The organism is Staphylococcus sp. FSL W8-1270, from assembly GCF_038007165.1.
GTDB classification, from domain to species: Bacteria; Bacillota; Bacilli; order Staphylococcales; family Staphylococcaceae; genus Staphylococcus; species Staphylococcus hominis.
Genome location: NZ_JBBOWQ010000001.1, coordinates 1,904,989 through 1,931,338, shown reverse-complemented (window position 1 = coordinate 1,931,338; position 26,350 = coordinate 1,904,989). Strand labels below are relative to the sequence as shown.

Genomic DNA, 26,350 nt, shown 5'->3' with positions numbered 1-26,350 from the left:
GAAACCCTAGAGGCTTTTAGCATATTAAAAGTTATGGACTACATTAAAAATGTGACGATAAAAAACAAATTTATTTCTAGTCCTAGACGCAAATATAGAAACACTTAACACGAAAGTCTCTATATTTGATGCCGAAACTAGGATGGGCCAACAAATTCAGAAAGAATTCGTTGGCCCATCTTTTTTATAATATTAATCAATCATAGGTTCTAACACCAAGAGGTTTATAATTAAGTAATCCATCAATTAGAGCCTCTTTAGTGTCATATAAAGGTGCTAACTCTTTATATTTTTTATCGATAAAACCTTCTTCAATCATATGATCAATCAAAATTTGAAGCGGATTAAAGAATCCATTTAAATTAAAGATGCCGATTGGTTTTTGATGTATACCAATTTGTGCCCAGCTATACATTTCGAAAAATTCTTCAAGAGAACCAGCTCCTCCTGGTGCCATAACAAAAGCATCTGCTAATTCAGTCATTTTTTCTTTGCGTTCGTGCATTGAGTCTACAAGAATGAGCTCACTTACTTTTTGACTTGTAATTTCACGTTCATCTAACATTTTAGGCATCACTCCAATTGCACGGCCTCCGTAATCTAGTACGCCATCTTGAATAGCGCCCATGATACCTACTGAACCCGCTCCAAAAATGAGTTCATAACCTTGTTCAGCCATATATTTTCCTAATTGATATGCTTCTTTAACATAAATAGGATTATTCCCTTTACTTGCTCCACAATATACTGCTATACGTTTCATTTTGTATCCTCCATTAATTGATTAAGTAAGGTTTGAAAAACATCACAAAAATGCTGTCGGTCTGCTTTTGAAAAAGGGGAGGGTCCTTTATGACGTCCACCTTGTTTTCTAATTTGTGCATTATTATAACGCTGTTGAAGTAATATATCTATATTATTTTCGTTATAGATAAATCCTTTATGATGCATTATAATTCTAGCTTTCTTTAGTAACAAACTAGCTAATCCATAATCTTGAGTAATCACAATATCGCTAGTTGTTACAAGTTGTATAATTTTGTAATCCACTGCATCTAGTCCATCATCAACGTATAATATATTTACATGACTTGGATAATGAGAATGAGAAAAATGACTAAAGCTCCGTAAAATCGTAACAAAAAAGCCTGTCTCAGCTGTTAAATCAATAATTTCATTAACGACTGGACAAGCATCACCATCAACAAATATGGTTGTCATTATTTATTTGTAGCCTTTTCTGAATGTAAAACTTTATCTTGAGTGATAATACTGTCGGCATTATAGTTATCATATTTCTTCATTTCTTTAATTCGCTGTTTTTCATTATGTGTTTGAATTTTTTCTTCTTCTTTATGACGTTTATCAATATTTTTTTGAAGCTTTTTCTCTAATTTAGAAGATTGTTTATGGTTCTTTTTAGCTAATTTTGATCCTTTTTTCTTAATATATTTAGGGTCATTTTCTTTAGCAATTTTTTTGAGTTCGCGCTTATTATCGAACTCTTGTTTTTTATCACCAAAGTAATCTTTAACATCAGATGCCTTATTTGCTACTGTATGTGTAGCATGTGAAGTTGCATGCGAAGCTTTTTGAACATCTGGATGAGACTTGATTTTTTTACGTTCTACAACTAGTGGTACGATAAATATCGGTAACACGTTAATTACTGTTTTAATAACTTGTTTTTTGTCCATACTCGTTGCCTCCATAAAATTTTCTTTCTCTTTCATTACCCTATGATACAGGAATTCAAACGATTGCACTAGATTAAAATAGTGATTTAAAATTTTTATAAAAAAACACTAAAATTCAAAAAGAATTTTAGTGTCATATCATTAAATTCCTTTACCAATACCGAATCCGAAATAAAGAATAGCAATGAAAATAACTAATACGATTCGATAAATCGCAAATGGTACTAACTTCACTTTATTAATTAAATGTAAGAACGTTTTAATAGCGATTAAACCGACAATAAATGCTGCTAAGAATCCAATAATATAAAATGGGACATGTGCAAGATCAATATATTGATAATTTTTAAGTAATGATAATGCACTTGCTGCTAACATAATTGGAACTGCCATAATAAACGTGAAATCAGAAGCAGATTTATGATTGAGTTTCATTAATACCCCAGTAGAAATTGTTGATCCAGATCTACTGAACCCAGGCCACATTGCGACTGCTTGAGAAATACCAATGACAAATGCTTGTAAATAATTAATTTGATCGACTGTTTGCGGATGTTTTACTTTAGTACTGTATTTATCAGCAATAATCATATAAATAGCGCCAATGAATAAACCAATCATTACAGTAGGTACACTAAATAAATGCGCTTCAATAAAGTCATCAAAAAGAACACCTAAAATTCCAGCTGGAATCATACCTACTAATACATGAAGTAAGTTCAATCGGCGAGGTTTAGAACGCATTCCCTCACTATGAGCAACGTGTTTGTATTTTCCAATATGTAACATTTCGAAGTAACGTTCACGGAACACCCATGCAGCAGCAAAAACAGAACCTAGTTGAATGACAATTTTAAAAGTAAAAGCTGAATGAGAACCTAAAAATTGAGACGATTTTAACCACATATCATCTACAAGAATCATATGTCCAGTAGATGAAACAGGAGCAAATTCAGTAAGACCTTCTACAATACCTAAAATTAACGCCTTAATAAATTCAATAATTATCATAAGTAACCTCTTTCTTTTATGTAAAAAATGAACTTTTATTTATGCTAAATATTTTATTTTAAAAAATTCACTTTATTATCATAGCATATTGAAATAATAATTTACTAATAATTACCGGTGTATATGACAATAATGTCATGTTGTTTTGAAATAAAATATTATTTTGTTGTATTGTGTGGAAGATGATGAATTCAAAGAAATGACATAATATTGTCACTTAACTTTGAAATCAATTAAATGATTATTTGTGATCAAGCTTCTATAATAAAGCATTAGGTGAAGAAAGTTGAAAAATTTAATGAGTTTAGTCTTTAAATATAAATTATTTCCAATTTTTATGGGAATGACTAGTGTATTGTTAGCCATATGTGTAGTGATTCAAAATATTGGAATTGCTGAGTTTTTGAATCAAGTCTTGTACCACAAGCTTTCATCTATCTATTCATTGTTATTTACTATTTTAATTGTATTAATTTTGAGAGTAACGTTTAATATGTTGAATCAACGATTAGGGGATATTTTAGCTTACAAAGTTAAACATGACCTTCGTCAAAAAATAATAACAAGTAAGTCTAAAGCTTCAATTGGCGTACAAACAAACATTTTAACTGAAGTTATAGATGGAATTACACCCTTTTTTAATAATTACTTGCCGCAAGTGTTTAAATCTATGTTCATACCACTCGTCATTATTAGTGTAATGTGTTTTATACATCTTAACACTGCTATTATTATGGCGGTTACTGCACCATTTATTCCATTGTTTTATATTATTTTTGGCTTGAAAACACGAGACGAATCTAAAGAACAAATGACGTATTTAAATCAATTCAGCCAACGCTTTTTAAATATAGCTAAAGGTTTGATTACTTTAAGACTATTTAGACGAACAACGGAGACGGAAAATCGTATTTATAGAGAGAGCACACACTTTAGGGATTTAACGATGAAAATTTTGAAAAGTGCATTTCTATCTGGTCTTATGCTTGAGTTTATAAGTATGTTAGGTATTGGTTTAATTGCACTAGAAGCGACGTTAAGTTTAGTCGTGTTTCACCATATCAATTTTAAAATTGCTGTAATTGCGATTATTTTAGCACCAGAATTTTACAATGCAATTAAAGATTTAGGTCAAGCCTTCCATACTGGTAAACAAAGTGAAGGAGCAAGTGATATTATTTTTGATTTTTTAAATAATATTGAAGAATCAAATATTAACACGCCTACCATAAATCAGAATCAGCAAAATCAAATTTACTTCGATAAAGTAAGTTATCAATACCCTAATACGACCCTATATGCATTAAAAGATATAACTTTTTCAATCAATCAAGGAGAAAACATTGCAATTGTTGGTCCAAGTGGTGCTGGAAAATCCACACTAGCGAATCTGATTAAGCAAATGATAACACCTACAAAAGGTCGTATTATATTTAATTCTGAAGTTACAGATATAGGTATGTTAAACCAACATCCATATATTTTTTCGGCGTCTGTTAAAGATAATATTACAATGTTTAATGAGGTTTCAGATGAAAAAATTTTACAAATTTTAGAAACAGTAGGACTTAAAGAAAAAATTTTAAGCTTAAATAAAGGAATTCATACTGTAATTGGTGAAGGTGGGGAAATGTTATCTGGAGGTCAAATGAGAAGAATAGAACTTTGTAGAGTACTATTACTACGTCCAAGTATTCTAATATTTGACGAGCCTACTACAGGTTTAGATATTGAAACTGAACGTGTTGTTCAACAAACATTAGAGCATAACTTTAAGCATGCTACTACAATTACAATCGCGCATCGTAATTCGACTATACGTCGTGCAACACGACGTTTATATGTAAAAGAAGGTCATCTTATTAAAGATGATAATCAAATTTCTACGCAATTAAATAAGGTGGTGAATAAAGATGAAACCACATATTAAATTTCATTTAGATAAAGATTTATTTTTAGCTATATTAGTCAGCATTACTGGAAGCCTAATAGCACTTACAATGTTCTTCCTAAGTGGATATATGGTAACTCAAAGTGCACTAGGCATGCCTATTTACGCATTGATGATACTTGTCGTTTCTGTAAAATTATTTGGATTTTTACGTGCTATTACGCGATATGTTGAAAGATTATTATCCCATCGAACTACATTTACAATGTTAAGGAATATAAGAGTACAGTTTGTAAAGCAACTTTTTCCAAGAGTGCCTAATATTTATCGTAAATTTAGATCGAGCGATTTAATCTCAAGGATGGTTAATAAGGTGGAGTCACTGCAAAATATATATTTACGTGTATATTATCCCCCTTTTGTAATAGGTTTAACTGCGCTAATTGCTGCTGTTGCATTAATTTATTTTAGTATTGCTCATGCTATATTAATTGTCATAAGTATGCTATTTTATTTATGGATTATACCATGGTTAAGTGCTAAGCGTGTACGTATACTTAAACAACAAGTTACTACTCATGAACAAAAAATGTTGGCTGAGTTTTATGATTATAAAGCGGGTTATCAAGAGTTAATTACTTTTAATCAACAAGATGCATATAAAAAGAAAGTCGTTAAATCATTAGAATATTATGATAGGTTACAAGCTAAAGAAAATCGATTTTTAACATTTTATGATTATATATTGAATCTCATTTCTATTGTAACGATTTTTTTAAGTTTAGCTTTAGCAGTGATACAAATTGAACATGGATATTTAGATGTTATATATGTAACGAGTATGATATTAATGATTTTAACTTTGTTCGAACAGGCTATTCCAATGAGTAATTTTGCTTATTATAAGGCAGATACAGATCAAGCGTTAACGGATATTAATGAGGTGTTTAATTCTTCGATAACTACACCTAAGTTAAATGTACAGACAAAACAAGAACCTGTATTTAGTATTTCTAATCTAAACTTTAAATATTTTAATCAAGAAACATTAGTATTAAACGATATTAATTTAACCATCCATAAAGGTGAAAAAGTAGCTATCATTGGACCTTCTGGTTCAGGAAAAAGTACGTTAATGCAACTGCTATGTGGTTTATATGAAACAGAAGAAGGTAGTGTTGAGTTGTATGGTCAACCTATTACTCAAATTAATGAAAACGATAGATATAATGAAATCAATGCGTTATTACAATCTCAACAAATATTTGATGGTACTGTCAGAGAAAATTTATTATCTAATCAAAAAGATGAAAACTTAATCGATGTCTTAAATATGTTGAATTTAAGTTACTTAAATTTGAACACTCAATTGACTTTAGATGGAACTTCTTTATCTGGCGGTGAAATTCAACGTTTATCTTTAGCACGTTTATTTTTAAAATCGTCTAACATTTGGCTATTAGATGAGCCAACTACAGCGCTTGATGAAGATAATACGAACAATGTAATGAAAGAAATTAACAAGCGAGCAGAAACATTAGTTGTTGCTACACATGATTTAGACTTACTTCCATATTTCGATACCATTATCGTAATGGTTGAAGGTGAGGTTGTTGAGTACGGAGATTATGTATCATTAAGTCAAAATAAGGGGTATTTAAATCGCATGATTCATATTAATACATTATAAAATAAAAAACCTGAGATAGCTTTAAAGAATGATCTCAGGTTTTTCACTATTGATAAATATATAAATTACATTTTGAAATGAATAACTTTAATTAGTTTAGTACTAGCATGTCACATTATTTGTTTTCGGTAAAAGCAGTAATAATTTTACCTAATAGACGATTAAGTTCATGGACTTCATTGTTACTCAAAGAAGAAGCGATGGCAACTTTTTGAGATGCATCACTTAGTTCGGGTTTAATATTTTCACTTTTTTCAGTAAGATGAATAAATACTTCACGTTGGTCAATTTCAGAACGTTCCCGTTTAATTAAATCAACGTTTTCCATTCTTTTTAGTAAGGGTGATACTGTACCTGTATCTAAAGCTAATTCAGTGACTACTTTCTTAACATTTACAGGCGATTCTTCCCATAAAATGCTTAAAACTAAGAATTGTGGGTAGGTAAGATTGTACTTTTTAAAGACTTTGTTTGAATAGTAGCGATTTACTTGTCTTTGTGCATTGTACAAACTAAAACAAAGTTGCTCTTTTAAATTGTGTTGTTCAGACATTAAAGTTCTCCTCCAGACATTTATCCGTTTCTCTTTATTTCGGATTAAAGTTCGTCTATGTTGTGTAAAATATAAATTATCACACACTTCATTTCAATGCCATGCTAAAATTAAAGTATGCTTAAATTTTAGAAGAAAACGATATTTTAATCAAGTGTAATCTAACATACATTTTTATAATATTAATTTCAAATACATTTTATATAGAAATGAGTTTTTAAAATGATAAATAATAAAAATCAAAAAATATCTATTACAATTATTAATGGCTTTTTAGGAAGTGGTAAAACTACATTTTTGAATAATTATATACACCAATTATTAAAAAAAGATAAGAAAATAACAATTATTATGAATGAATTCGGTTCTTTTGACGTTGATAGTTTACTTATCGAAGAAGATATTACTGTAAAATCATTAATCAATGGATGCGTATGTTGTGACTTAAATAATGATTTAGTATTACAGTTACAATCACTGATTAAAGAAGGTGTAAGTCAACACATTCTTATTGAATCGACTGGAATTGCACATCCTTTAGAAGTCTTTGCAGCGTGTCAAGATCCAACAATAGTTAATGACGTGGAAATTCCTAAAATAATAGGCCTTGTTGATGCGTTAAGATTTAATAATAGAATGAAATATACGGCAGAAACGAATGAGTTAATGGAAGAACAAATTAAATATAGTGATGTAATTATTCTTAATAAAATGGATTTAGTGACACAAGTAGAATTAGAAAATATAAAAAAACAATTGGCTTCTATTAATAATAAAGCAACGATTTACGTGACTACATATAGTAAATTAGATGACGTAGTAGTGAAAAATAAATCTACTGATATTAATAGGCATGTTCATGTCCACCATCATAATGTACAATCTATGAAATATACGTTTAGCGCTCCTATTGATCGACAATTATTTTACCAATTTATAATGCGTTTGCCAGATGAAGTATTCAGATTAAAAGGATTTGTAAAATTTAAAGATCAATTGGATGCAATATACGAATTCCAATTTTCAATGGGATTACCTACTTATGGAATAACTGATAGAGAAGTGCCATTAACGATTGTTATTATTGGTGAAATGCTTGATACAACACGTTTGAAAAACCAATTAGAAATGATTCAATTTACTTAAAATGACTCCTTAATTTTTATGTGAGTGGTTATGAGTATTCTAAATTTCTAATAAATATGTCACAGTCTTGTCATGAGAATAAAAAAATAAATCATTTATAATAGAATAAGGAGGATATATTAATGAATCATAATGAAGATAAACGTACTAAACAAATTCGCTTTGAGTTTAAGTGGATTACAATCCCATATTTAATTTTTGCAATTATTATTCTATTGTTAAATATCTTTTTTACAAATATAAAAATCACAATGACACTATTTGGATTGTTCTTTGCTTATAATTTAGGAATATTATTTATCGCATTTATTAATAAGTACAAACGTACACTCATATTAACGCTAATTTTAACTATTTTAAGTGCAGCAACTTTCTTTACTTTATTATACGTTTTTGGACTTAATCGAGAAATATTTGGTTAATAAAAGTATGAATCACCTCATATAAATCAAGTAAAAGGAGTCACTTTAGAATTTGTATTGAATTCTGTAGTCACTCCTTTTAATTTTAAGATAAATAGGGTAGTTAAATTATTAACAAATCCTCAGGCTAGGAGTGAAAGTATGAATATTGGCGTCATTCTCAATAGAGTATTTAGAATAAATAATAATCCATTATTCGAATATATTAATCAACAAAGAGGCTGGGACATAATTTCTAACAAATTAGCCAGTAAATGAGTTTATTATAAATTCATTTACTGGCTTCTTTATTTACAATACTACGTATTGTTGGCTCGTTTTCTTAGGGGACAGCTTCAGCCTGTAGTCTTCAACTTGTCCTGTTCCCTCAAGAGTCTCGCCAAAATACTTTGTATTTATATGTAATTTTACATTGAAATACTTTAAAAAAATAAGGCACTTTCGTATAATTTAATAAATGTCACTAAACTAAATTAACGAGGTGCCTTATGTATAAAGATTATAACATGACTCAACTTACTCTACCATTGGAAACTTCAGTTCTTATCCCCACAAATGATATTTCACGACATGTCAATGATATTGTAGAAACAATTCCTAAAACTGAATTCGATGAATTCAGACATCATCGTGGTGCAACCTCATACCATCCCAAAATGATGTTAAAAGTCATTCTATATGCCTACACACAATCTGTGTTTTCAGGACGTAAGATAGAAAAATTACTTAATGATAGCATCCGGATGATGTGGTTATCACAAAATCAAAAGCCTTCTTATAAAACGATTAATCGATTTAGAGTCAATCCAAAAGTAGATGCTTTATTAGAATCATTATTTATTCAATTTCATAGTCAGTGTTTGAAACAACATCTTATAGATGATCAAACCATTTTTATTGATGGTACGAAAGTTGAGGCGAATGCCAATCGATATACATTTGTATGGAAAAAAAGTATTCAAAACCATGAGACAAAGATGAATGAAGATTCTAAAGCACTCTATCACGAATTGGTAACAAATAAAATTATACCTGAGATTAAAAAAGATCACGATAATGACTTAACAAAGGAAGAAATAGATTTGATTGGTAGTCATTTGGATAAAGAAATCGAAGATTTAAATCAACATATCGATAATGAAAAATGTACTAAAATAAGAAAACAAATACGGCTCAAAAGAACTAAAATTAAACAATATAAAAAGCAAATTAATGATTACTCTGGGCGAAAGTATAAATACGACGTCCAAAAATCTATTTTAAAGGATAGAAATAGTTATTCTAAAACAGATCATGATGCCACATTTATGAGAATGAAAGAAGATCATATGAAAAATGGACAACTCAAGCCAGGTTATAATTTACAAATAGCGACAAATTCTCAATTCGTTTTATCTTATAATGTGTATCAAAATCCGACTGATACAAGAACGATGATACCATTTTTAAATTCAATTCAAGAGACCTACGGTCATTTACCTGAATATATTGTAGCTGATGCAGGTTATGGTAGCGAGCCCAATTATATGGCAATTATAGATGATTTTAATCGAATACCACTTATAACCTACGGTATGTTTATAAAAGATAAAACTAAAAAATATAAAAGCGACATCTTTAACACTCAAAATTGGGATTATGACGAAATTAACGATGAATATATTTGTCCAAACAATAAGCGATTGGGTTTTAAAAGATATGCCTATCGGCATGATAAATATGGGTTTAAGAGAGACTTCAAATTATATGAATGTGATGATTGTTCAGAATGTCCTCTGAGACACCAATGCATGAAATACAATTCAAAAACGAATAAAAAAATAATGAAAAATTATAATTGGGAATATTTTAAAGCCCAAATTAATAAAAAGCTTTCAGAACCAAAAATAAAAACCATCTACAGTCAAAGAAAAATTGATGTGGAGCCTGTTTTTGGATTTATGAAGGCTATTTTGGGTTTCACTCGAATGTCCGTTCGAGGGATAAATAAAGCCAAAAGAGAACTAGGATTTGTGCTAATGGCACTTAATATAAGAAAAGTAACAGCTCAACGAGCTGAAAATAATCAAAAAAATTATAAAAAAGACAATTTCTATATTATTTCAATAGAAATTGTCTTTTTTCACTTATCCAGATACTTTATGTCCCGAACTCTATAATTCCTAAGGAAACATTTGAAGAGGAAGGTACAGATAAAAAAGCAAACTATTATTATGGCACTTTAGAAAAATTTTTATATCAGTTGAAAGAACATCATATAGAGCCATATGTCATCAATTACAGTGAACTAGGTATGTTTTGTACTGAACATGATATTAAAGAAATAGTTATGGAGGGCGATATCATGAGTTATCATCAAGAAAGATATGATATTCGACACTTAAAACAAGCGTTTAAAAAGCACGATATATCCGTAATAACTATTAACGTTAATCATTATTTTAAGCCAAGTAACACGATGAATCAGCAAGGACAACCATATAAAGTATTTACAAGTTTTTATAAAGCACACCGTTCAAAACTTAGACAGCATTCTTCGTATCAATATCATTTAAGTGATATCGCTAATAAATGTAGCCAATCACAACAAACTATAACTAATGATTATCATCATGATGGACAATCAGAAGATCAAGCGTTAAACAATTGGCAGGATTATTTAAATCATAGTATTCAAAACTATAAAAAGGATAGAGAGTATCTTCCAGAAGTACTCACTAGTCAATTGAGTATTGCTCTAGCATATGGTCTGATAGATATTAAACAAATTATTACAGATTTATTAGAACGATATGAGGAAAATGAAAATAATTACGAAAGTTTTATTAGAGAAGTAATGTTTCGTGAGTTTTATTATGTTCTTATGGCTCAATATCCTCATAGTGCACATGAAGCATTTAATGAAAAATACCGTACTATACAATGGTCTTATAACAAAGAAGAGTTTAATCGCTGGTGTGAAGGTAAAACTGGTTTTCCTATTATTGATGCTGCTATGAATGAATTAAATGAGACAGGATTTATGCATAATCGCATGCGGATGGTAGTCTCTCAATTTTTAACTAAAGATTTGTTTATTGATTGGGCTTGGGGCGAAGATTATTTTAGAAAAAAATTAATCGATTATGATGCAGCTTCAAATGTACATGGTTGGCAATGGTCAGCTTCAACTGGGACAGATGCTGTGCCGTATTTTAGGATGTTTAATCCTACTAGACAAAGTGAACGTTTTGATAAAGACGCTTTATATATCAAAAAATATATTCCTATATTCGATAATGTGCCCGCAAAATTCTTACATCACCCATTTCAATATCAAACACAATTAGTAAAAAAAGGAATACAATTAGGTGAAGATTATCCTAAACCAATTGTAGATCATAAAGTTGCGCGCGAATATGTGATGACAATATTTAAAAATATATATAAAAAGAGCTAGGGGAAGGAAACAGAGTTCACATTGAGTTCATGTTTCAACCCCTAGCTTTTTTAAATACATAACTAAACGTCTTATAAAATTTTTCTACATGAATAAACTGTATTAAATAGAAATATATCAATGTGCCATTCTTATCCCTTTAATGAATAATAAAATGACAAATTGAAGTAGCATCATTAATGAAATAAATATTAAACTACTACCATTTAAGGCACGAATGACTTCTGTGATAATAGTAAAGGGACGGGTAATTAAATGAACAGTATGAAATCTCAAAAATCTACCCATAAATATTCCTAAACCATTTAAAAACATAAGTGTTATTAATAAACATCGATTTAACCATAGCTTTGAAGTGAAATGAGATAAATGAACAAATATGAGAGCCATGCAATAAATCGCAAAAAATACACTTAACAGTAAGAAAGTAAAGTATAACCATTCTGTTAAATTAAGTTGAACGTAAAAATCAAATGTAAACTGATTAAGATGAATAAGATCAGTAACCATATAAAATGTATTGGGTACTAATAAAATAAAAATAAGAGCAAAAATAATAAATATAGGCCATTCAAATTTTTTTCTAGGTTTAAATAAATCTAATAAGAAACATAATTCAAGTGGAATGTAAGCTAAAAATAAATTCAAGCTTACAAAGTTAAATACACGTGTTTCAAATAAAGATATTACAAAAAGAATAATAAAATAGATTCTTGCAATATAACGTGAAGTCATAATATGCACTACTTTCTAACGATTTAGTTGAATTATTATAGTAAAGGTTAAAGGCGAAGTAATCAAGAAAAAAGAAGGTAGAATAATTAAAGTTAGAGAAGCATTAATAATTGTAAAATGGATGTGTAATCTGTAAGAAAAGAATCTCAATAATTTTAAATACGTGATGTCATATGTATCATTAAGATAATTTGATTATAAATAACATAAATGTAAAATACTTTGAATAACTATTAAGTAAGTAAGATGGTATATTTTAAAATAAAAAATAATATATAATAGTATCTAAATGAAAAATTTAGAATTTTTAACTTTTCTCAGAATATGAATTAGATGAATTTCATTAAGAGTATTTAATTATAGATAAAAGAGAGGTGGTCTTATATGAAAAAGCAATTATTTACATTATATTTTAATATATTTTTAATATTCGTTGGAATTGGCCTTGTTATTCCTGTTCTTCCAGTATATTTGAAAGATTTAGGATTAAAAGGAAGCGATTTAGGAATTTTAGTAGCCATTTTCTCATTGTCCCAAATGATTATTTCTCCTTTTGGAGGAAGTTTAGCTGATAAATTGGGTAAAAAATTAATTATTTGTTTAGGATTAGTATTTTTTACGATCTCTGAGTTCTTATTTGCTATGAGTCATTCTTTTATACTTCTAATAGTATCAAGAATACTTGGAGGTTTTAGTGCAGGGATGGTAATGCCTGGTGTAACAGGAATGATTGCAGATATTTCTAAAGCTAAAGATAAAGCAAAAAATTTTGGTTATATGTCTGCAATTATTAACTCTGGTTTTATTTTAGGACCAGGAATTGGTGGTTTTTTAGCAGAAGTATCACATCGTCTTCCATTTTATTTTGCAGGTGCACTAGGTGTTATGGCGTTTGTTATATCTGTAATATTGATTCGACAACCACAAAATACAGTGGAAAGTCATCATATTCACTTTGAAACAAAAGAACTTTCTAAAATTCAATGGGGTGTTTTTATTACTCCAATTATCTTAACGTTTGTACTTGCTTTTGGTTTGTCTTCTTTTGAGACGTTATTTTCTCTATATACTTCAGCGAAAGCAAACTACGCACCTGGCGATATTTCAATTGCTATTGTAGGTGGTGGTGTTGCAGGAGCAGTATTCCAAATTTTCTTTTTTGATAAATTTATGAGATATACCACTGAACTTACATTTATTACTTGGGCATTATTATATTCTGTCATTGTTATATTTAGTCTTATAATCGCTCATAGTTACTGGTCAATTATGTTAATTAGTTTTATTGTCTTTATTGGATTTGATTTAATTCGACCAGCGCTAACTAATTATTATTCAAATATAGCGGGTAATCGACAAGGTTTTGCTGGAGGACTTAATTCTACATTTACAAGTATGGGTAATTTTGTAGGCCCATTGGTAGCAGGTTCATTATTTGATGTTAATATTGAATTTCCTTTATATATGTCTATTATTGTAATGTTATTTGGGATAGTAATTATTTTCATAGAGAAAAATTTAAAGTTAAATCGTAGCGGATGTGATTAAATAAGTTTTATATATTTTATATAATAGAAATGTAACAATAAAAAGTCGTTAGGTAATATAACTGTTACAAAGATTACAATTATTTTAAATTGCCTTCTATTGAATTATTTTATCTATATTTGTATGTTAAGATATAAAAAAATTCAAAGAGAAGTGTGGGTAAGGAGATGAATTTAAAAAATATATTGTTAAGTGTGGTAGCTATCATTTTATCAATTTGTTTGGCATTTCTATTATTTATCGCAACGAATCAAAATGCCTTAGCTAAGGTACATCGAACAATTTCTACTTTTTCAAAAGTTGGAAGTATTGTCGAAACTGAAAATATATTAAATATAAACAGCAATCACACCGCCGAAGCTTCTGAGAAAGATCAAACACAACGCAAAGCAGACATTCGTCAAAATCAAAACGTTAACTATAGGTTAAATGAGAAAGCTCAAGAAAAATATTTATATTCAACAGAGGAATGTAAAACGATAGCTGAAAATTATATGCAACAAAATTATAAAGAGCCTGTAAAGTTAGAGCGTTTGAATGAAACTAATCAATCCATCACTTTTGAAGCGTATCCAAAAAACAAAAAAGCTGAAGATATAACAATTAATAAAATGGGTAAAGTTGAGATCATTTCTGTAAATAATGTTAAATAAAAATGTAAAGTAAGATTAGAGTAGGAAAGTGAAATCTAAAGATTTCTATCTTACTCTATTTTTTATTAGTCAAAAAGAGTAGTAAAATGGGATATATAAAGAAGATAAATGAGGTGTTACATTGAAACATAAGAAAACTAATGCAATGAGAATGCTTGATAGAGCCAAGATTAATTATTCAGTAAATACATTTGAAATAGGTGAAGAACATTTAGATGGAGAAACAATTGCGGAATTAGTGCATGCGAATGTGAAAGACGTTTATAAAACATTAGTATTAGAAAATGCTAATCATGATCATTTTGTATGTGTTATACCAGTCAGTGAAACATTAGACTTAAAAGAAGCGGCACATGTCATAGGTGAAAAGAAACTTAATTTGATGCCGATGGATGATTTAAAAAAAGTTACTGGTTATATAAGAGGAGGGTGTTCTCCAATAGGAATGAAACATTCGTTTCCAACGATTATTGATGAGTCAGCTTTATCACGAGACAAAATCAATGTGAGTGGTGGTCAACGAGGCATGCAAATTATACTTGAACCTAATGATTTAATTGCAGTTACACAGGCACAAACAGCGCGTATTACTCAACATTAAATGTATTAGCAGAGTGAGCAATGATATACATTGTGAACACTCTGTTAATTTTTCGATTTTTTGAACGTTTTTGAACGTTTTTGATAATTTTTGATTGAAATATGTAAGCGCGAACACTATAATAAAAGTTGTAAAGGAGTGTTAAAGATGATCTCTGAAAAACGACAAAGTTTAATTTTACAAGAACTTAAGAAAAAAGATTTTTTATCACTCCAAGAGTTAATTGAACGAACAGGTTGTAGTGCTTCAACTATAAGAAGAGATTTATCAAAGTTACAACAACTTGGACGTCTTCAACGTGTTCATGGTGGTGCGACACTTAATAGTCATAGAAATCAAGAACCCATTTTATCTGAAAAACTGTCTACAAATCTAAAAGAAAAAAAAGAAATTGGAAGAAAGGCAGCTTTGCTCATTGAAGATAATGATTGTATTTTTATGGATGCAGGTTCTTCTACAATTGAGATGATTCCATTTATAAAAGCACAAGATATCGTAGTGGTTACAAACGGATTGTCTCACGTTGAAAGATTACTTCAGCGAGGTATTAAAACTTTGATGATTGGTGGAGAAGTAAAAGCTACCACTTTTGCTACTGTAGGAGCAAGTGCCCTTGAAGTTTTAAGACGTTATTGTTTTGATAAAGCTTTCATAGGTATGAATGGCTTAGATTTGAATCATGGATTAACCACACCGGATGAAAAAGAAGCATTAATTAAAGAAAGAGCAATACATCAAGCAACCACATCTTATGTTTTATTAGACCATTCAAAATTAGATGAAATATATTTTGCGCATGTCTCAACCAAATCTTGCCATGTTGAGTACATCGTATCTGAGCAATTACGTCATCATAATCGCTACAACGAATACAAAGAGAAATACCATTTTTAGGAGGTTAATTATGATATATACAGTGACATTTAATCCCTCTATTGATTACATCATGTTTACTGATGGATTTGAGCTAAAAGGACTTAATAGAGCTAGAGAAACATACAAATTTGCTGGAGGAAAAGGTATTAATGTTTCTCGCGTGTTGAAAACCTTAGATGTTTCGTCTACGGCATTAGGATTTGCTGGAGGTTTTCCTGGGGAATTTATTTCTAGTATCTTGGAACAAAGCGATATTAATACGGAGTTTATTAAAGTAAATGAAGATACTCGTATTAATGTTAAATTAAAATCTGGCGATGAAACTGAAATTAATGCACCTGGTCCGAATGTGACTTCTGATCAGTTTGAAGCATTATTAAATCAGATTAGACATACTTCTAAAGAGGACACTGTCATTGTAGCAGGAAGTGTTCCAAAAAGTATTCCGAGTGATGCTTATGCTCAAATTGCAAAAATCACTCAAGAAACAGGTGCAAAATTAGTAGTGGATGCTGAAAGAGATTTAGTTAATACAGTGTTAGAATATCATCCTTTATTTATTAAACCGAATAAAGATGAATTAGAAGAAATGTTTGATGTCACAATTAAATCTGATCAAGATGTCGTTAAGTATGGTAGAGAAATAGTAAAAAATGGATCTCAATCTGTCATTATTTCTTTAGGTGGAGATGGTGCCATATATGTTGATGAGACAAGAAGTATTAAAGCCCAAAATCCTAAAGGTGAAGTTGTAAATACAGTAGGATCTGGTGACAGTACAGTTGCAGGTATGGTAGCGGGTCTTGAGTCGGGACTCTCACTTGAAGAAGCATTTCGCCAAGCAGTAGCTTCAGGTACGGCTACAGCATTTAATGATGACTTAGCATTAAAAGAAGATATAGAAAAAATCAAGTCACAAGTTACAATTTCTGTACTTGATGGGGAGTGATAGAGATGAGAATAACAGAATTACTTACTAAAGAAACAATTGCTATGGATTTATCAGCTAGTGATAAAAATGGCGTCATTGATGAATTAGTTAATCAATTAGATTCAGCTGGTAAATTAAGTGATATAGCTCAATTTAAGGAAGCGATTCATAATCGTGAGTCACAAAGCACAACGGGAATTGGTGAAGGAATAGCCATTCCACATGCTAAAGTAGCAGCAGTGAAATCACCTGCGATTGCTTTTGGTAAATCAAAAGAAGGTGTGGACTATCAAAGTTTAGATGGCCAACCTGCACATTTATTCTTTATGATTGCAGCGCCAGAGGGTGGTGCACAAACACATTTAGATGCATTAGCTAAATTGTCAGGTATTTTAATGGACGATAAAGTAAGAGAAAATTTATTACAGGCTAATTCAGAAGAAGAAATACTTCGTATTATTGATAATGCTGATGACGAAGCGACTAAAGAAGAAGAAAAAGAAGCTCAAGAGCAAGAGGCTGAAGCACAAGCAACAACTGGTGCATCAGCGAATGATAATGCTAACGAATCTTACGTTTTAGCTGTAACAGCGTGTCCAACAGGTATTGCACATACGTATATGGCCCGTGATGCTTTGAAAAAACAAGCAGAAAAAATGGGAGTTAAAATAAAAGTTGAAACAAATGGTTCAAGTGGTATTAAAAACCATTTAACTCAACAAGATATTGAACGTGCAACTGGGATTATTGTAGCTGCCGATGTTCATGTAGAAACAGATCGTTTCGATGGTAAAAATGTAGTTGAGGTTCCAGTAGCAGACGGGATTAAACGTCCTGAAGAGTTAATCAATACAGCACTTGATACAAGTAGAAAACCATTTAAAGCACATGGTGGACAAAGAAATACAGATAAAGATAGTAATGATGAAAAATTAAGTCCAGGTAAAGCATTTTATTAACACTTAATGAATGGTGTTTCTAATATGTTACCACTTGTTATTGCTGGTGGTATCTTAATGGCGATTGTATTCTTATTTGGTGCCAACTCATTTGATCCAAAAAGCCCTGAACATAATGCGTTTGCAGAACAATTGTGGAATATTGGTAATAAGAGTGCCTTTGCATTAATTATTCCAATCTTAGCTGGTTTCATTTCTCGTAGTATTGCAGATAAACCAGGTTTTGCAGCTGGCCTAGTTGGCGGTATGTTAGCAATTTCTGGTGGCTCTGGATTTATCGGTGGTATTATTGCTGGTTTCTTAGCGGGTTATTTAACACAAGGTATCAAATATATTACTCGTAATTTACCTCAAGCAGTTGAAGGTTTAAAACCAACATTAATTTATCCACTATTAAGTGTGACGATTACTGGATTATTAATGATTTATGTATTTAATCCACCTGCAGCATGGTTAAACAATCTATTATTAAATGGTTTAAATAGTTTATCTGGTTCTAACATTATGCTATTAGGACTAGTTATTGGAGCTATGATGGCAATTGATATGGGAGGTCCATTCAATAAAGCGGCCTATGTATTTGCGACAGCAGCTTTAACTGAAGGTAATGCTGCACCAATAACAGCAGCAATGGTTGGTGGTATGATTCCACCATTGGCAATTGCCACAGCAATGTTTATCTTTAAACGTAAATTTACAAAAGAGCAACGTGGCTCAATCGTACCTAACTATGTTATGGGTCTATCATTTATTACAGAAGGTGCTATACCTTTTGCAGCTGCTGACCCATTACGTGTGATTCCATCAATGATGGTCGGTTCAGGTGTTGCTGGAGCGATTGCATTAGGACTTGGTTCAAGAATTAATGCACCACATGGTGGTATCATCGTTATAGCAGCAACAGACTTTAGTCATATCATCCAAACTATCATTGCTTTAATTATAGGTACACTTGTTTCAGCAGTACTTTATGGTTTACTGAAACCAAAATTAACAGAACAAGAAATTAAAGCTTCAGAATCTATGGATGAATAATCAACATTGGTTTAATGAGCCTGAGACATAATGAGTTGTCTCAGGCATTTTTTATATATTAATATTTGTTAATTGAATCGAAAACGTGTTGCCTCAAAGCTATTTTAAGGAATACTAGCATCGAGATCTTTGTAAAAAAGGCAATATTCAAAGAAATTTGGATTGGAGCCTCAGCAAAAAGGGTTTCCTGAGAAACCCAACGTTCAACGAAAGCTGGGGTTGGGGCCTCAGCAAAAAGGGTTTCCTGAGAAACCCAACGTTCAACGAAAGCTGGGGTTGGGGCCTCAGCAAAAAGGGTTTCCTGAGAAACCCAACGTTCAACGAAAGCTGGGGTTACATTATCGAGGAGATTAACGAATTCTGTCCAATCTTTTATTATATAGTTAATATGTAATTAAAAAGATATAGCGATATATATACTTGACTATTACTATAGATTAGTTTTAAATGAGAATTTGAGTTTAAGAAACAAATAACCATCTTGGACTATTATTGCACTTTTATAGTGCTTAATTAAAAAATCCCTCATATATCGTTTTTCTGATTTTCTTAAAAATTTATTACAAGGACCATTGAAGTATATATGAAATAGTAGGAAGAAAATCAGTATATAATGCTTTTTAAATGATTTTAAATGTTAAAAGCTTTCTTATTCTTATTTAACCATTTAGTATAGAAATATGGTAAAATTAAAGTAATACATTTTTTTGGGGGTGTCTTGATGGGAAGGTCTTAACATGCTTTTATAACGGTGATAAGTATGACGTATTAAATTCGTGTTACTCATTAGAGACACATAATATTTGGAGGTGAATCCCTAGAAATAGGGAACTAATTGGAAACAGTGACCATAATTAATTTAGTAATATTTTTTCTATTAATCGCTTTAACAACTGTATTCGTTGGATCTGAATTTGCATTAGTAAAAGTACGTTCAACACGAATTGAACAACTTGCTGATGAAGGTAATGGAAGTGCAAAAATTGTTAAAAAGATGATTGCTAATCTTGATTATTATTTATCAGCTTGTCAACTTGGTATTACAGTTACATCTTTAGGTTTAGGTTGGTTAGGTGAACCGACATTCGAAAAACTATTACATCCACTTTTTAATATATTACATTTGCCAAGTGCAGTAACTACAACCATTTCATTTGTGATTTCGTTTATTGTTGTAACTTATTTACATGTAGTGTTAGGTGAGTTAGCACCTAAATCAATAGCAATACAACATACTGAAAAATTAGCATTAACTTATGCTAGACCATTATATTATTTTGGTAATGTCATGAAACCATTAATATGGTTAATGAATGGTTCGGCACGAGTAATTATTAGAATGCTTGGTGTTAATCCTGATGCGCAAGCAGATGCAATGTCTGAGGAAGAAATTAAAATTATTATTAATAATAGTTATAATGGTGGAGAAATTAATCAAACAGAACTGAATTACATGCAAAATATCTTTTCATTTGACGAAAGACATGCGAAAGATATCATGGTTCCACGTACACAAATGGTAACGTTAAACGAACCATTTAATGTTGACGAATTACTTGAAACGATTAAAGAACATCAATTTACACGTTATCCAATTACTGAAGATGGGGATAAAGACCATATAAAAGGTTTTATTAATGTAAAAGAATTTTTAACAGAATATGCTTCAGGTAAAACAATTAAAATCTCTAATTATATTCATGAATTACCTATGATTTCAGAAACAACTCGTATTAGCGATGCATTAGTTTCAATGCAACGTGAACATGTTCATATTAGTCTTATTATTGACGAATATGGTGGTACTGCTGGTATTCTAACAATGGAAGATATTCTTGAAGAGATTGTCGGTGAAATCAGAGATGAATTTGATGACGATGAAATAAATGATATTGTTAAATTAGAGGAAGATATGTATCAAATTAACGGACGTGTCTTACTTGATGATTTACATGAAAAATTTGATATCACTTTTGAAGATTCTGAAGATATCGATACAATTGGTGGATGGTTACAAGCACACAATACTAATCTTCAAGTTGAAGATTATATAGATACAAAATACGATCGATGGATTGTTTCTGAAATGGATAATCATCAATTGGTATGGGTTGTACTTAAATACCAATTTAATGAAACAAGACCTGTGATTAGTGATGAAGAGGAAGAAGAAAATCACGATCACAAACATGAATCGGATGAATAAAAATAAAGGCACTTGGGTATGTAAACCTAAGTGTCTTTATTTGTATGCGTAAAAGAAATTAAGTTATGCTATTTTTTAGTTGAGAAATTATATTGAATAGGATGTGGCACAAATGATAAATGATACACAAGTGTTAAATAATGGTTACCCAATGCCTAAAGTAGGACTAGGTGTTTATAAAATGGAAGATGATGAGATGGAAACCGCAGTACAAACAGCATTAGAAGCGGGATATCGTGCATTTGATACTGCTTATTTTTACGGTAATGAACAAGCACTAGGTAAAGCTTTAAACAACAGTGATATTGCAAGAGAAGACGTATTTATTACTTCTAAATTATGGAATGATTATCAAGGATATGATAATACATTAGAATATTTTAATAAATCTTTAGAAAACTTAGGATTGGATTACTTAGATTTATATTTAATTCATTGGCCATGTGAAAAAGATGGCTTATATATTGAATCTTATAAAGCATTAGAAAAATTATATAATGAAGGTAAAATTAAAGCGATTGGTGTATGTAACTTTAAACCCCATCACTTAGAAACTTTGATGAAAGAGACAACTATTGTACCTCAAATTAATCAAATAGAAGTTCATCCTTATTTTAATCAACAAGATGTACAAGATTATTGTGATAAACATGATATTACTGTTACAGCTTGGATGCCACTTATGAGAAATCGAGGATTATTAGATGATCCAGTAATTACAAAATTAGCAGAACAATATGACAAAACACCAGCACAAATTGTATTACGTTGGCATCTAGCCCATGACAGAATTATTATTCCTAAATCAAAAACGCCATCTCGTATTCGTGAAAATTATGATATTTTTGACTTTAATTTAGAACTTACTGAGATTGCGGAAATTGATAGTTTAAATAGAAATGCACGTCAAGGTAAAGATCCAGATGATGTAGCAATAGGTGATTTAAAATAATATAGTTTAAATTATTACAAAAGCTGGAATTAATGTTAATTATTTGTTAATTACATGGTTATTAGTAGAATGTTTATTGATTTTATTGATACAATATTGGAAAGAATGTAGAAAAGGATGTAATTAGATGAAAATCAGAGTCATTATACCTTGCTTCAATGAAGGTAAAGTCGTAAAAAAAACTTACGATAGATTGACTGAAATTTTGACGGAGAATAGTAAAACTCGTCGTTATTATTATGACTTGTTATTTATTGATGACGGTAGTAAAGATAATACGATTGAGCATATACAACATTTAGCGGAATACGATGAACATGTTAAATATATTTCTTTCAGTCGAAATTTTGGTAAAGAAGCAGCAATGATTGCTGGTTTTCAACACAGTGTGAATTTTGATGCAGTCGTAATGATTGATGGAGATTTACAACATCCTCCGGAATTTATACCTAAAATGGTTGAAATGTATCAACAAGGGTTTGATCAAGTTGTCGCTAAACGAGATCGTAGTGGTGAAAATGTTGCACGTAAAACAATGTCAAAGTTGTACTATAAGCTCATTAATAGCTTTGTCGAAGATATTAAATTTAGTGATGGTGTAGGAGATTTTCGATTATTAAGTCAACGTGCAGTTAAATCGATTGTTTCATTAAATGAATATAATCGATTTTCTAAAGGGTTATTTGAATGGATAGGATATAATACAAAGATTTTTACTTATAAAAATGTAGAACGAGAAGCTGGAGAATCTAAATGGACTTTTACCAAGTTATTAAATTATGGGATTGATGGATTAATATCATTTAATAATAAACCACTGAGAGCAATGATATATCTTGGAATGTTTATCTTTGGATTAAGCATCATTTATATTATTTATTTGTTAATAGGCATTTTAATGAATGGAATTAATCATCCGGGTTACTTTACAACAATAGCAGCTGTATTGTTATTAGGTGGCATTCAGTTAATGTCTATTGGTGTAGTTGGCGAATATATTGGGCGAATTTATTACGAAGTAAAACAAAGACCAAAATATATTGTAGAAGCTTCCAATTTAAAAGCACCTATTGAAAAAGTAGTTGCAGAAAAAGAAAAAATTTATCAATAAAAAATAAACATGTAAAAGCTCTTACATCATAGCTTCTTACATGTTTATTTTTTTAAGTCATTTTCAATATGATTATGTTTGAGTTGCCACAATAAATATATATCAAATAAAGCATAAATAATTATGAAGATATACCAAAATGACGTTAATAAGGTCAAAAGTATAATTGAAATAATAATAATTGTATGACCAATCATAATAGGATGTTGTAGCTTACTCAAAAATTTAAGATGATTCATTTCATTTTTTGAAAAAGTACTTATGAAATCAATGCTTAAGCCTACGATAAATATAGCTGGAGCTAAATAAGGGATAGACATATAGACTGATTGATCGCTAGATTCAAAAGTGATAAATAATGAGCAACTAATCATAATTGCAAAAATGAATGCAAGAGATTTATACTCTGAAATCATTAAGTATATATGTTTACGATTTAAATAATATTGTAAGATTGTCCAACTTAAGAAAAATATAATTGAAGCAAATGTTATAAAATTGAACTTTTCAATCACAATACTATTAATAATAGCATTGATAACAATGGATAATAGAACGGAGTTAAACGTTAGTTGTTTGAAATGATGCCGATATAAATCAAAACCCAGAACACATATTGTAATGGCTATATTAATAAATACATATATAATCATGGTGTACTCCTATCACGTGTGTGTAGTTCATTAAAATATTATAGCAATTAAAATAAACTTAATCATTTCAAAACACTTAATAAATAATATTCTATTATAATTTACTAATTATACACCTTTCTTATTACTCCATAACAATGTATGTAACTGAGGTAAAACATACACGTGATTCATATCACTGCTATTCATTACTGTGTCTACAAGGGTTTCATAGCGACCAAGTAATTTTTCGGTATGATGTTCAACATCATCATCTAAATAAGGGTTTCCTACTTGCAAATAAAATGGAATATTAGGATAACGATGATGAATCATTCTAGCAAATTGATAATCTTCTTTATCAAAAACAACTACTTTCAAGTTCAATGTTGATGGTATACATTGTTCTATGACATCATCTAATATTTCTAAATTAGGCACCATATTAGAGCTAGGCGGTTTAGGACTAATTGTTAAATCGTTAATTTGTCGCATCCAAGGTTGAAATTTACTGCCTTGGGTTTCTAATGCCGTAAAAATATTTTTTTCTTCAAATAAATCTACTAAATCTTGAATTCCTTTGATTAATGCAGGGTTACCTCCAGAAATAGTGACATGATCAAATTGATTACCGCCAATTTCTTTTAAACGATCATAAATGTCTTGAGCAGTTAATAACTCTATATCATCTTTAGCGCTACCATCCCACGTAAAGGCGGAATCGCACCAACTACAACGATAATCGCATCCTGCTGTGCGGACAAACATTGTTTTTCGTCCTATAACTCGTCCTTCTCCTTGAATAGTAGGACCAAAAATTTCTAAAACTGGTATTTTTGAAGGCATTATTTATTCTCCTTTGGACGATAGACAACATAACTTGATGGTGTTTCACGTAAATACACTTGTACACATTTAGGTTTATTGTCATACTCGTTAAGATGAGCTTGTACGATTTCAAAAATTGTCTGTGCCACAATTTCAGTAGAAGGACTTTTATCTTTAAATTGAGGTAAATCATTTAATAAATAGTGATCAAATTGGTCATGGACCAATCGTTTTAATTCACTAAAATTAATTAAAAATCCATTATGGTCGAGTGTATCTCCAACAATAGTTAAGTTAACAAAATAAGTATGTCCATGTGTTCTCATGCATTTTCCAGCATCTTCACTAGGAATAAAATGTGCCGCAGAAAAATTGAAATCTTTATTTAATTCAAATGTATAAGGGTGATTCACTGTAGGATAAACTTGTTGTATCATAATGACGCATCTCCTTTTTGTTCTAAATATTGATGAAGTCCACGTTGTCTTAATTTACAAGCTGGACATTCTCCGCATCCATCTCCAATAATACCGTTGTAGCATGTAAGCGTATTGTGGCGCACATAATCGAGGACACCTAATTCATCACTGAGTTCCCAAGTTTGCGTTTTATCTAACCACATTAAGGGTGTATGAATAACAAAGTCTCTATCCATAGATAAACTAAGTGTGACATTCATAGATTTAATAAAACTATCTCGGCAATCTGGGTAACCAGAGAAGTCTGTTTCACATACACCCGTAATGATGTGTTTCGCATTCACTTGATAAGCAAGAGCTCCAGCAAATGACAAGAATAATAAATTACGAGCAGGTACAAAAGTATTTGGTATACCATCTTCTCCTGTCTCAATTTTCATGTCATGTTTTGTTAATGCATTTGGAGTAAGTTGAGATAGTAAAGACATGTCTAAAATATGGTGTTTCAACCCTTGATCTTTTGCTATTTTAGAAGCTACTTCGATTTCTGTATTATGTCTTTGCCCATAATTGAATGTGACAAGTTCAACCTCTTTAAAATGTCTTTTGGCGTAGAAAAGACAGGTTGTACTATCTTGACCACCACTAAACACAACAATTGCTTTTTCAGAATTCAAAACACTGTTTGGCATAACGTTTCTCCTTTAAAAGTTAATATTTTTAATTTATGATGAAATAGAATGAAAACATTGGATATAAAATATAAAAAAAGCCTATCTCTATAAAAAGATAGACTTAAAAGATGTAGAACATATGTACATTAAAAAGCTTATATAAATATTTCTACAAAGGTCTAGTTTTTTATAGAGGGTTTCAGCTAGGAACCTCTTTATATTCGAATTATACGATAGATAGCTTAATATATTCATATCTTAAAATCAAGTGCTAGTTTATAGAATATTAAAAAAAGCGCTTATATAAAATTGTATTTTAATATATTATTTTGAAGGTTGGA

At 30.3% G+C, this 26,350-nt stretch carries 21 protein-coding genes and 4 pseudogenes; 15 read left to right on the top strand and 10 right to left on the bottom strand.

Annotation, left to right across the window (positions count from 1 at the left end; genetic code table 11):
* Positions 1-196: 196 nt before the first annotated feature.
* The 4 genes and pseudogenes from NSU06_RS09610 to NSU06_RS09595 form a co-directional block, all read right to left on the bottom strand.
* A complete protein-coding gene (locus tag NSU06_RS09610; protein ID WP_017175980.1) occupies positions 197-763 on the bottom strand; it encodes an LOG family protein in 567 nt (188 codons plus the stop codon).
* Positions 760-1,221 (bottom strand): YaiI/YqxD family protein, encoded by a 462-nt coding sequence (locus NSU06_RS09605; RefSeq protein WP_049420407.1) that lies wholly within the window; start codon positions 1,219-1,221, stop codon positions 760-762. The genes NSU06_RS09610 and NSU06_RS09605 overlap by 4 nt, the downstream gene beginning before the upstream one ends.
* 23 nt (positions 1,222-1,244) lie before the next feature.
* Positions 1,245-1,697, bottom strand: a pseudogene (locus tag NSU06_RS09600) (hypothetical protein); the annotation flags it as partial.
* 141 nt (positions 1,698-1,838) lie between these two features.
* Positions 1,839-2,708 carry an undecaprenyl-diphosphate phosphatase gene (locus tag NSU06_RS09595; protein WP_048761332.1) on the bottom strand — a complete coding sequence of 290 codons (870 nt, stop codon included), beginning with the start codon at positions 2,706-2,708 and terminating at the stop codon, positions 1,839-1,841.
* Positions 2,709-2,994: 286 nt separating this feature from the next.
* On the opposite strand from NSU06_RS09595, the gene NSU06_RS09590 reads away from it, so the two are divergent.
* Complete coding sequence (locus tag NSU06_RS09590; RefSeq protein ID WP_049420409.1) at positions 2,995-4,638, top strand: ABC transporter ATP-binding protein/permease; 1,644 nt, start codon at positions 2,995-2,997, stop codon at positions 4,636-4,638.
* Entirely contained in the window at positions 4,622-6,289 is a 1,668-nt protein-coding gene (locus tag NSU06_RS09585; RefSeq protein ID WP_049379644.1) for an amino acid ABC transporter ATP-binding/permease protein, read from the top strand. The genes NSU06_RS09590 and NSU06_RS09585 overlap by 17 nt, the downstream gene beginning before the upstream one ends.
* Positions 6,290-6,404: 115 nt before the next feature.
* On the opposite strand, the gene NSU06_RS09580 is transcribed toward NSU06_RS09585, so the two are convergent.
* Positions 6,405-6,842 (bottom strand): MarR family winged helix-turn-helix transcriptional regulator, encoded by a 438-nt coding sequence (locus NSU06_RS09580; RefSeq protein WP_048682595.1) that lies wholly within the window; start codon positions 6,840-6,842, stop codon positions 6,405-6,407.
* Between the two features lie 222 nt (positions 6,843-7,064).
* On the opposite strand from NSU06_RS09580, the gene NSU06_RS09575 reads away from it, so the two are divergent.
* The 4 genes and pseudogenes from NSU06_RS09575 to NSU06_RS09560 all read left to right on the top strand — a co-directional run.
* Positions 7,065-7,988: a CobW family GTP-binding protein gene (locus tag NSU06_RS09575; protein WP_145428918.1), complete on the top strand. Its 924-nt coding sequence runs from the start codon at positions 7,065-7,067 to the stop codon at positions 7,986-7,988.
* Between the two features lie 122 nt (positions 7,989-8,110).
* A complete protein-coding gene (locus NSU06_RS09570) occupies positions 8,111-8,410 on the top strand; it encodes a hypothetical protein (RefSeq protein ID WP_019834917.1) in 300 nt (99 codons plus the stop codon).
* Between the two features lie 488 nt (positions 8,411-8,898).
* The gene (locus NSU06_RS09565; protein WP_151520982.1) at positions 8,899-10,569 is read left to right on the top strand and encodes an IS1182 family transposase; all 1,671 of its coding nucleotides are present in this window, start codon (positions 8,899-8,901) and stop codon (positions 10,567-10,569) included.
* Positions 10,566-11,849, top strand: a pseudogene (locus tag NSU06_RS09560) (cryptochrome/photolyase family protein); the annotation flags it as partial. The gene NSU06_RS09565 and the pseudogene NSU06_RS09560, both read left to right, overlap by 4 nt.
* 117 nt (positions 11,850-11,966) lie before the next feature.
* On the opposite strand, the gene NSU06_RS09555 reads toward NSU06_RS09560, so the two are convergent.
* Entirely contained in the window at positions 11,967-12,584 is a 618-nt protein-coding gene (locus NSU06_RS09555) for a DUF1361 domain-containing protein (protein WP_019834919.1), read from the bottom strand.
* A 384-nt stretch (positions 12,585-12,968) separates the two neighbouring features.
* On the opposite strand from NSU06_RS09555, the gene norA reads away from it, so the two are divergent.
* The 9 genes and pseudogenes from norA to NSU06_RS09510 all read left to right on the top strand — a co-directional run.
* Positions 12,969-14,132, top strand: a complete 1,164-nt coding sequence (gene norA / locus NSU06_RS09550) for a multidrug efflux MFS transporter NorA (protein ID WP_061544168.1) — start codon at positions 12,969-12,971, stop codon at positions 14,130-14,132.
* Between the two features lie 167 nt (positions 14,133-14,299).
* Entirely contained in the window at positions 14,300-14,785 is a 486-nt protein-coding gene (locus NSU06_RS09545) for a hypothetical protein (RefSeq protein WP_049382110.1), read from the top strand.
* A gap of 145 nt (positions 14,786-14,930) precedes the next feature.
* Positions 14,931-15,386, top strand: a complete 456-nt coding sequence (gene ybaK, locus NSU06_RS09540) for a Cys-tRNA(Pro) deacylase (protein ID WP_172457931.1) — start codon at positions 14,931-14,933, stop codon at positions 15,384-15,386.
* Between the two features lie 147 nt (positions 15,387-15,533).
* Positions 15,534-16,280 carry a DeoR/GlpR family DNA-binding transcription regulator gene (locus tag NSU06_RS09535; RefSeq protein WP_048682600.1) on the top strand — a complete coding sequence of 249 codons (747 nt, stop codon included), beginning with the start codon at positions 15,534-15,536 and terminating at the stop codon, positions 16,278-16,280.
* A 10-nt stretch (positions 16,281-16,290) separates the two neighbouring features.
* A complete protein-coding gene (pfkB, locus tag NSU06_RS09530) occupies positions 16,291-17,211 on the top strand; it encodes a 1-phosphofructokinase (protein ID WP_019834923.1) in 921 nt (306 codons plus the stop codon).
* 5 nt (positions 17,212-17,216) lie between these two features.
* Positions 17,217-19,187 (top strand): annotated as a pseudogene (locus tag NSU06_RS09525) (PTS fructose transporter subunit IIABC).
* A gap of 835 nt (positions 19,188-20,022) precedes the next feature.
* Entirely contained in the window at positions 20,023-21,393 is a 1,371-nt protein-coding gene (locus NSU06_RS09520) for a hemolysin family protein (protein WP_048680802.1), read from the top strand.
* 112 nt (positions 21,394-21,505) lie between these two features.
* Complete coding sequence (locus tag NSU06_RS09515) at positions 21,506-22,345, top strand: aldo/keto reductase (RefSeq protein ID WP_017175966.1); 840 nt, start codon at positions 21,506-21,508, stop codon at positions 22,343-22,345.
* A gap of 127 nt (positions 22,346-22,472) precedes the next feature.
* A pseudogene (locus NSU06_RS09510) lies at positions 22,473-23,408 on the top strand (glycosyltransferase family 2 protein); the annotation flags it as partial.
* A gap of 92 nt (positions 23,409-23,500) precedes the next feature.
* Here NSU06_RS09510 and NSU06_RS09505 read toward each other — a convergent pair.
* The 4 genes from NSU06_RS09505 to queC all read right to left on the bottom strand — a co-directional run bounded on the left by NSU06_RS09505 (position 23,501) and on the right by queC (position 26,027).
* Positions 23,501-24,109, bottom strand: coding sequence for a hypothetical protein (locus NSU06_RS09505; protein ID WP_017175964.1), 609 nt, complete (start codon positions 24,107-24,109; stop codon positions 23,501-23,503).
* Positions 24,110-24,217: 108 nt separating this feature from the next.
* Positions 24,218-24,934 (bottom strand): 7-carboxy-7-deazaguanine synthase QueE, encoded by a 717-nt coding sequence (gene queE / locus NSU06_RS09500; protein WP_017175963.1) that lies wholly within the window; start codon positions 24,932-24,934, stop codon positions 24,218-24,220.
* Positions 24,934-25,353, bottom strand: a complete 420-nt coding sequence (queD, locus tag NSU06_RS09495; protein ID WP_017175962.1) for a 6-carboxytetrahydropterin synthase QueD — start codon at positions 25,351-25,353, stop codon at positions 24,934-24,936. Before queD ends, queE begins: the two co-directional genes overlap by 1 nt.
* The gene (queC, locus tag NSU06_RS09490) at positions 25,350-26,027 is read right to left on the bottom strand and encodes a 7-cyano-7-deazaguanine synthase QueC (protein ID WP_017175961.1); all 678 of its coding nucleotides are present in this window, start codon (positions 26,025-26,027) and stop codon (positions 25,350-25,352) included. Before queC ends, queD begins: the two co-directional genes overlap by 4 nt.
* Positions 26,028-26,350: the final 323 nt, after the last annotated feature.

Bases quoted from the DNA above. Each gene is read 5' to 3' on its own strand.
- NSU06_RS09580 (WP_048682595.1), bottom strand. From the start codon at position 6,842: ATGTCTGAACAACACAATTTAAAAGAGCAACTTTGTTTTAGTTTGTAC.
- NSU06_RS09575 (WP_145428918.1), top strand. From the start codon at position 7,065: ATGATAAATAATAAAAATCAAAAAATATCTATTACAATTATTAATGGC.
- NSU06_RS09565 (WP_151520982.1), top strand. From the start codon at position 8,899: ATGTATAAAGATTATAACATGACTCAACTTACTCTACCATTGGAAACT.
- NSU06_RS09545 (WP_049382110.1), top strand. From the start codon at position 14,300: ATGAATTTAAAAAATATATTGTTAAGTGTGGTAGCTATCATTTTATCA.
- NSU06_RS09595 (WP_048761332.1), bottom strand. From the start codon at position 2,708: ATGATAATTATTGAATTTATTAAGGCGTTAATTTTAGGTATTGTAGAA.
- norA (WP_061544168.1), top strand. From the start codon at position 12,969: ATGAAAAAGCAATTATTTACATTATATTTTAATATATTTTTAATATTC.
- NSU06_RS09555 (WP_019834919.1), bottom strand. From the start codon at position 12,584: ATGACTTCACGTTATATTGCAAGAATCTATTTTATTATTCTTTTTGTA.
- NSU06_RS09610 (WP_017175980.1), bottom strand. From the start codon at position 763: ATGAAACGTATAGCAGTATATTGTGGAGCAAGTAAAGGGAATAATCCT.
- NSU06_RS09585 (WP_049379644.1), top strand. From the start codon at position 4,622: ATGAAACCACATATTAAATTTCATTTAGATAAAGATTTATTTTTAGCT.
- pfkB (WP_019834923.1), top strand. From the start codon at position 16,291: ATGATATATACAGTGACATTTAATCCCTCTATTGATTACATCATGTTT.
- queE (WP_017175963.1), bottom strand. From the start codon at position 24,934: ATGCCTTCAAAAATACCAGTTTTAGAAATTTTTGGTCCTACTATTCAA.
- NSU06_RS09605 (WP_049420407.1), bottom strand. From the start codon at position 1,221: ATGACAACCATATTTGTTGATGGTGATGCTTGTCCAGTCGTTAATGAA.
- NSU06_RS09535 (WP_048682600.1), top strand. From the start codon at position 15,534: ATGATCTCTGAAAAACGACAAAGTTTAATTTTACAAGAACTTAAGAAA.
- NSU06_RS09570 (WP_019834917.1), top strand. From the start codon at position 8,111: ATGAATCATAATGAAGATAAACGTACTAAACAAATTCGCTTTGAGTTT.
- ybaK (WP_172457931.1), top strand. From the start codon at position 14,931: ATGAGAATGCTTGATAGAGCCAAGATTAATTATTCAGTAAATACATTT.
- NSU06_RS09505 (WP_017175964.1), bottom strand. From the start codon at position 24,109: ATGATTATATATGTATTTATTAATATAGCCATTACAATATGTGTTCTG.
- queC (WP_017175961.1), bottom strand. From the start codon at position 26,027: ATGCCAAACAGTGTTTTGAATTCTGAAAAAGCAATTGTTGTGTTTAGT.
- NSU06_RS09515 (WP_017175966.1), top strand. From the start codon at position 21,506: ATGATAAATGATACACAAGTGTTAAATAATGGTTACCCAATGCCTAAA.
- queD (WP_017175962.1), bottom strand. From the start codon at position 25,353: ATGATACAACAAGTTTATCCTACAGTGAATCACCCTTATACATTTGAA.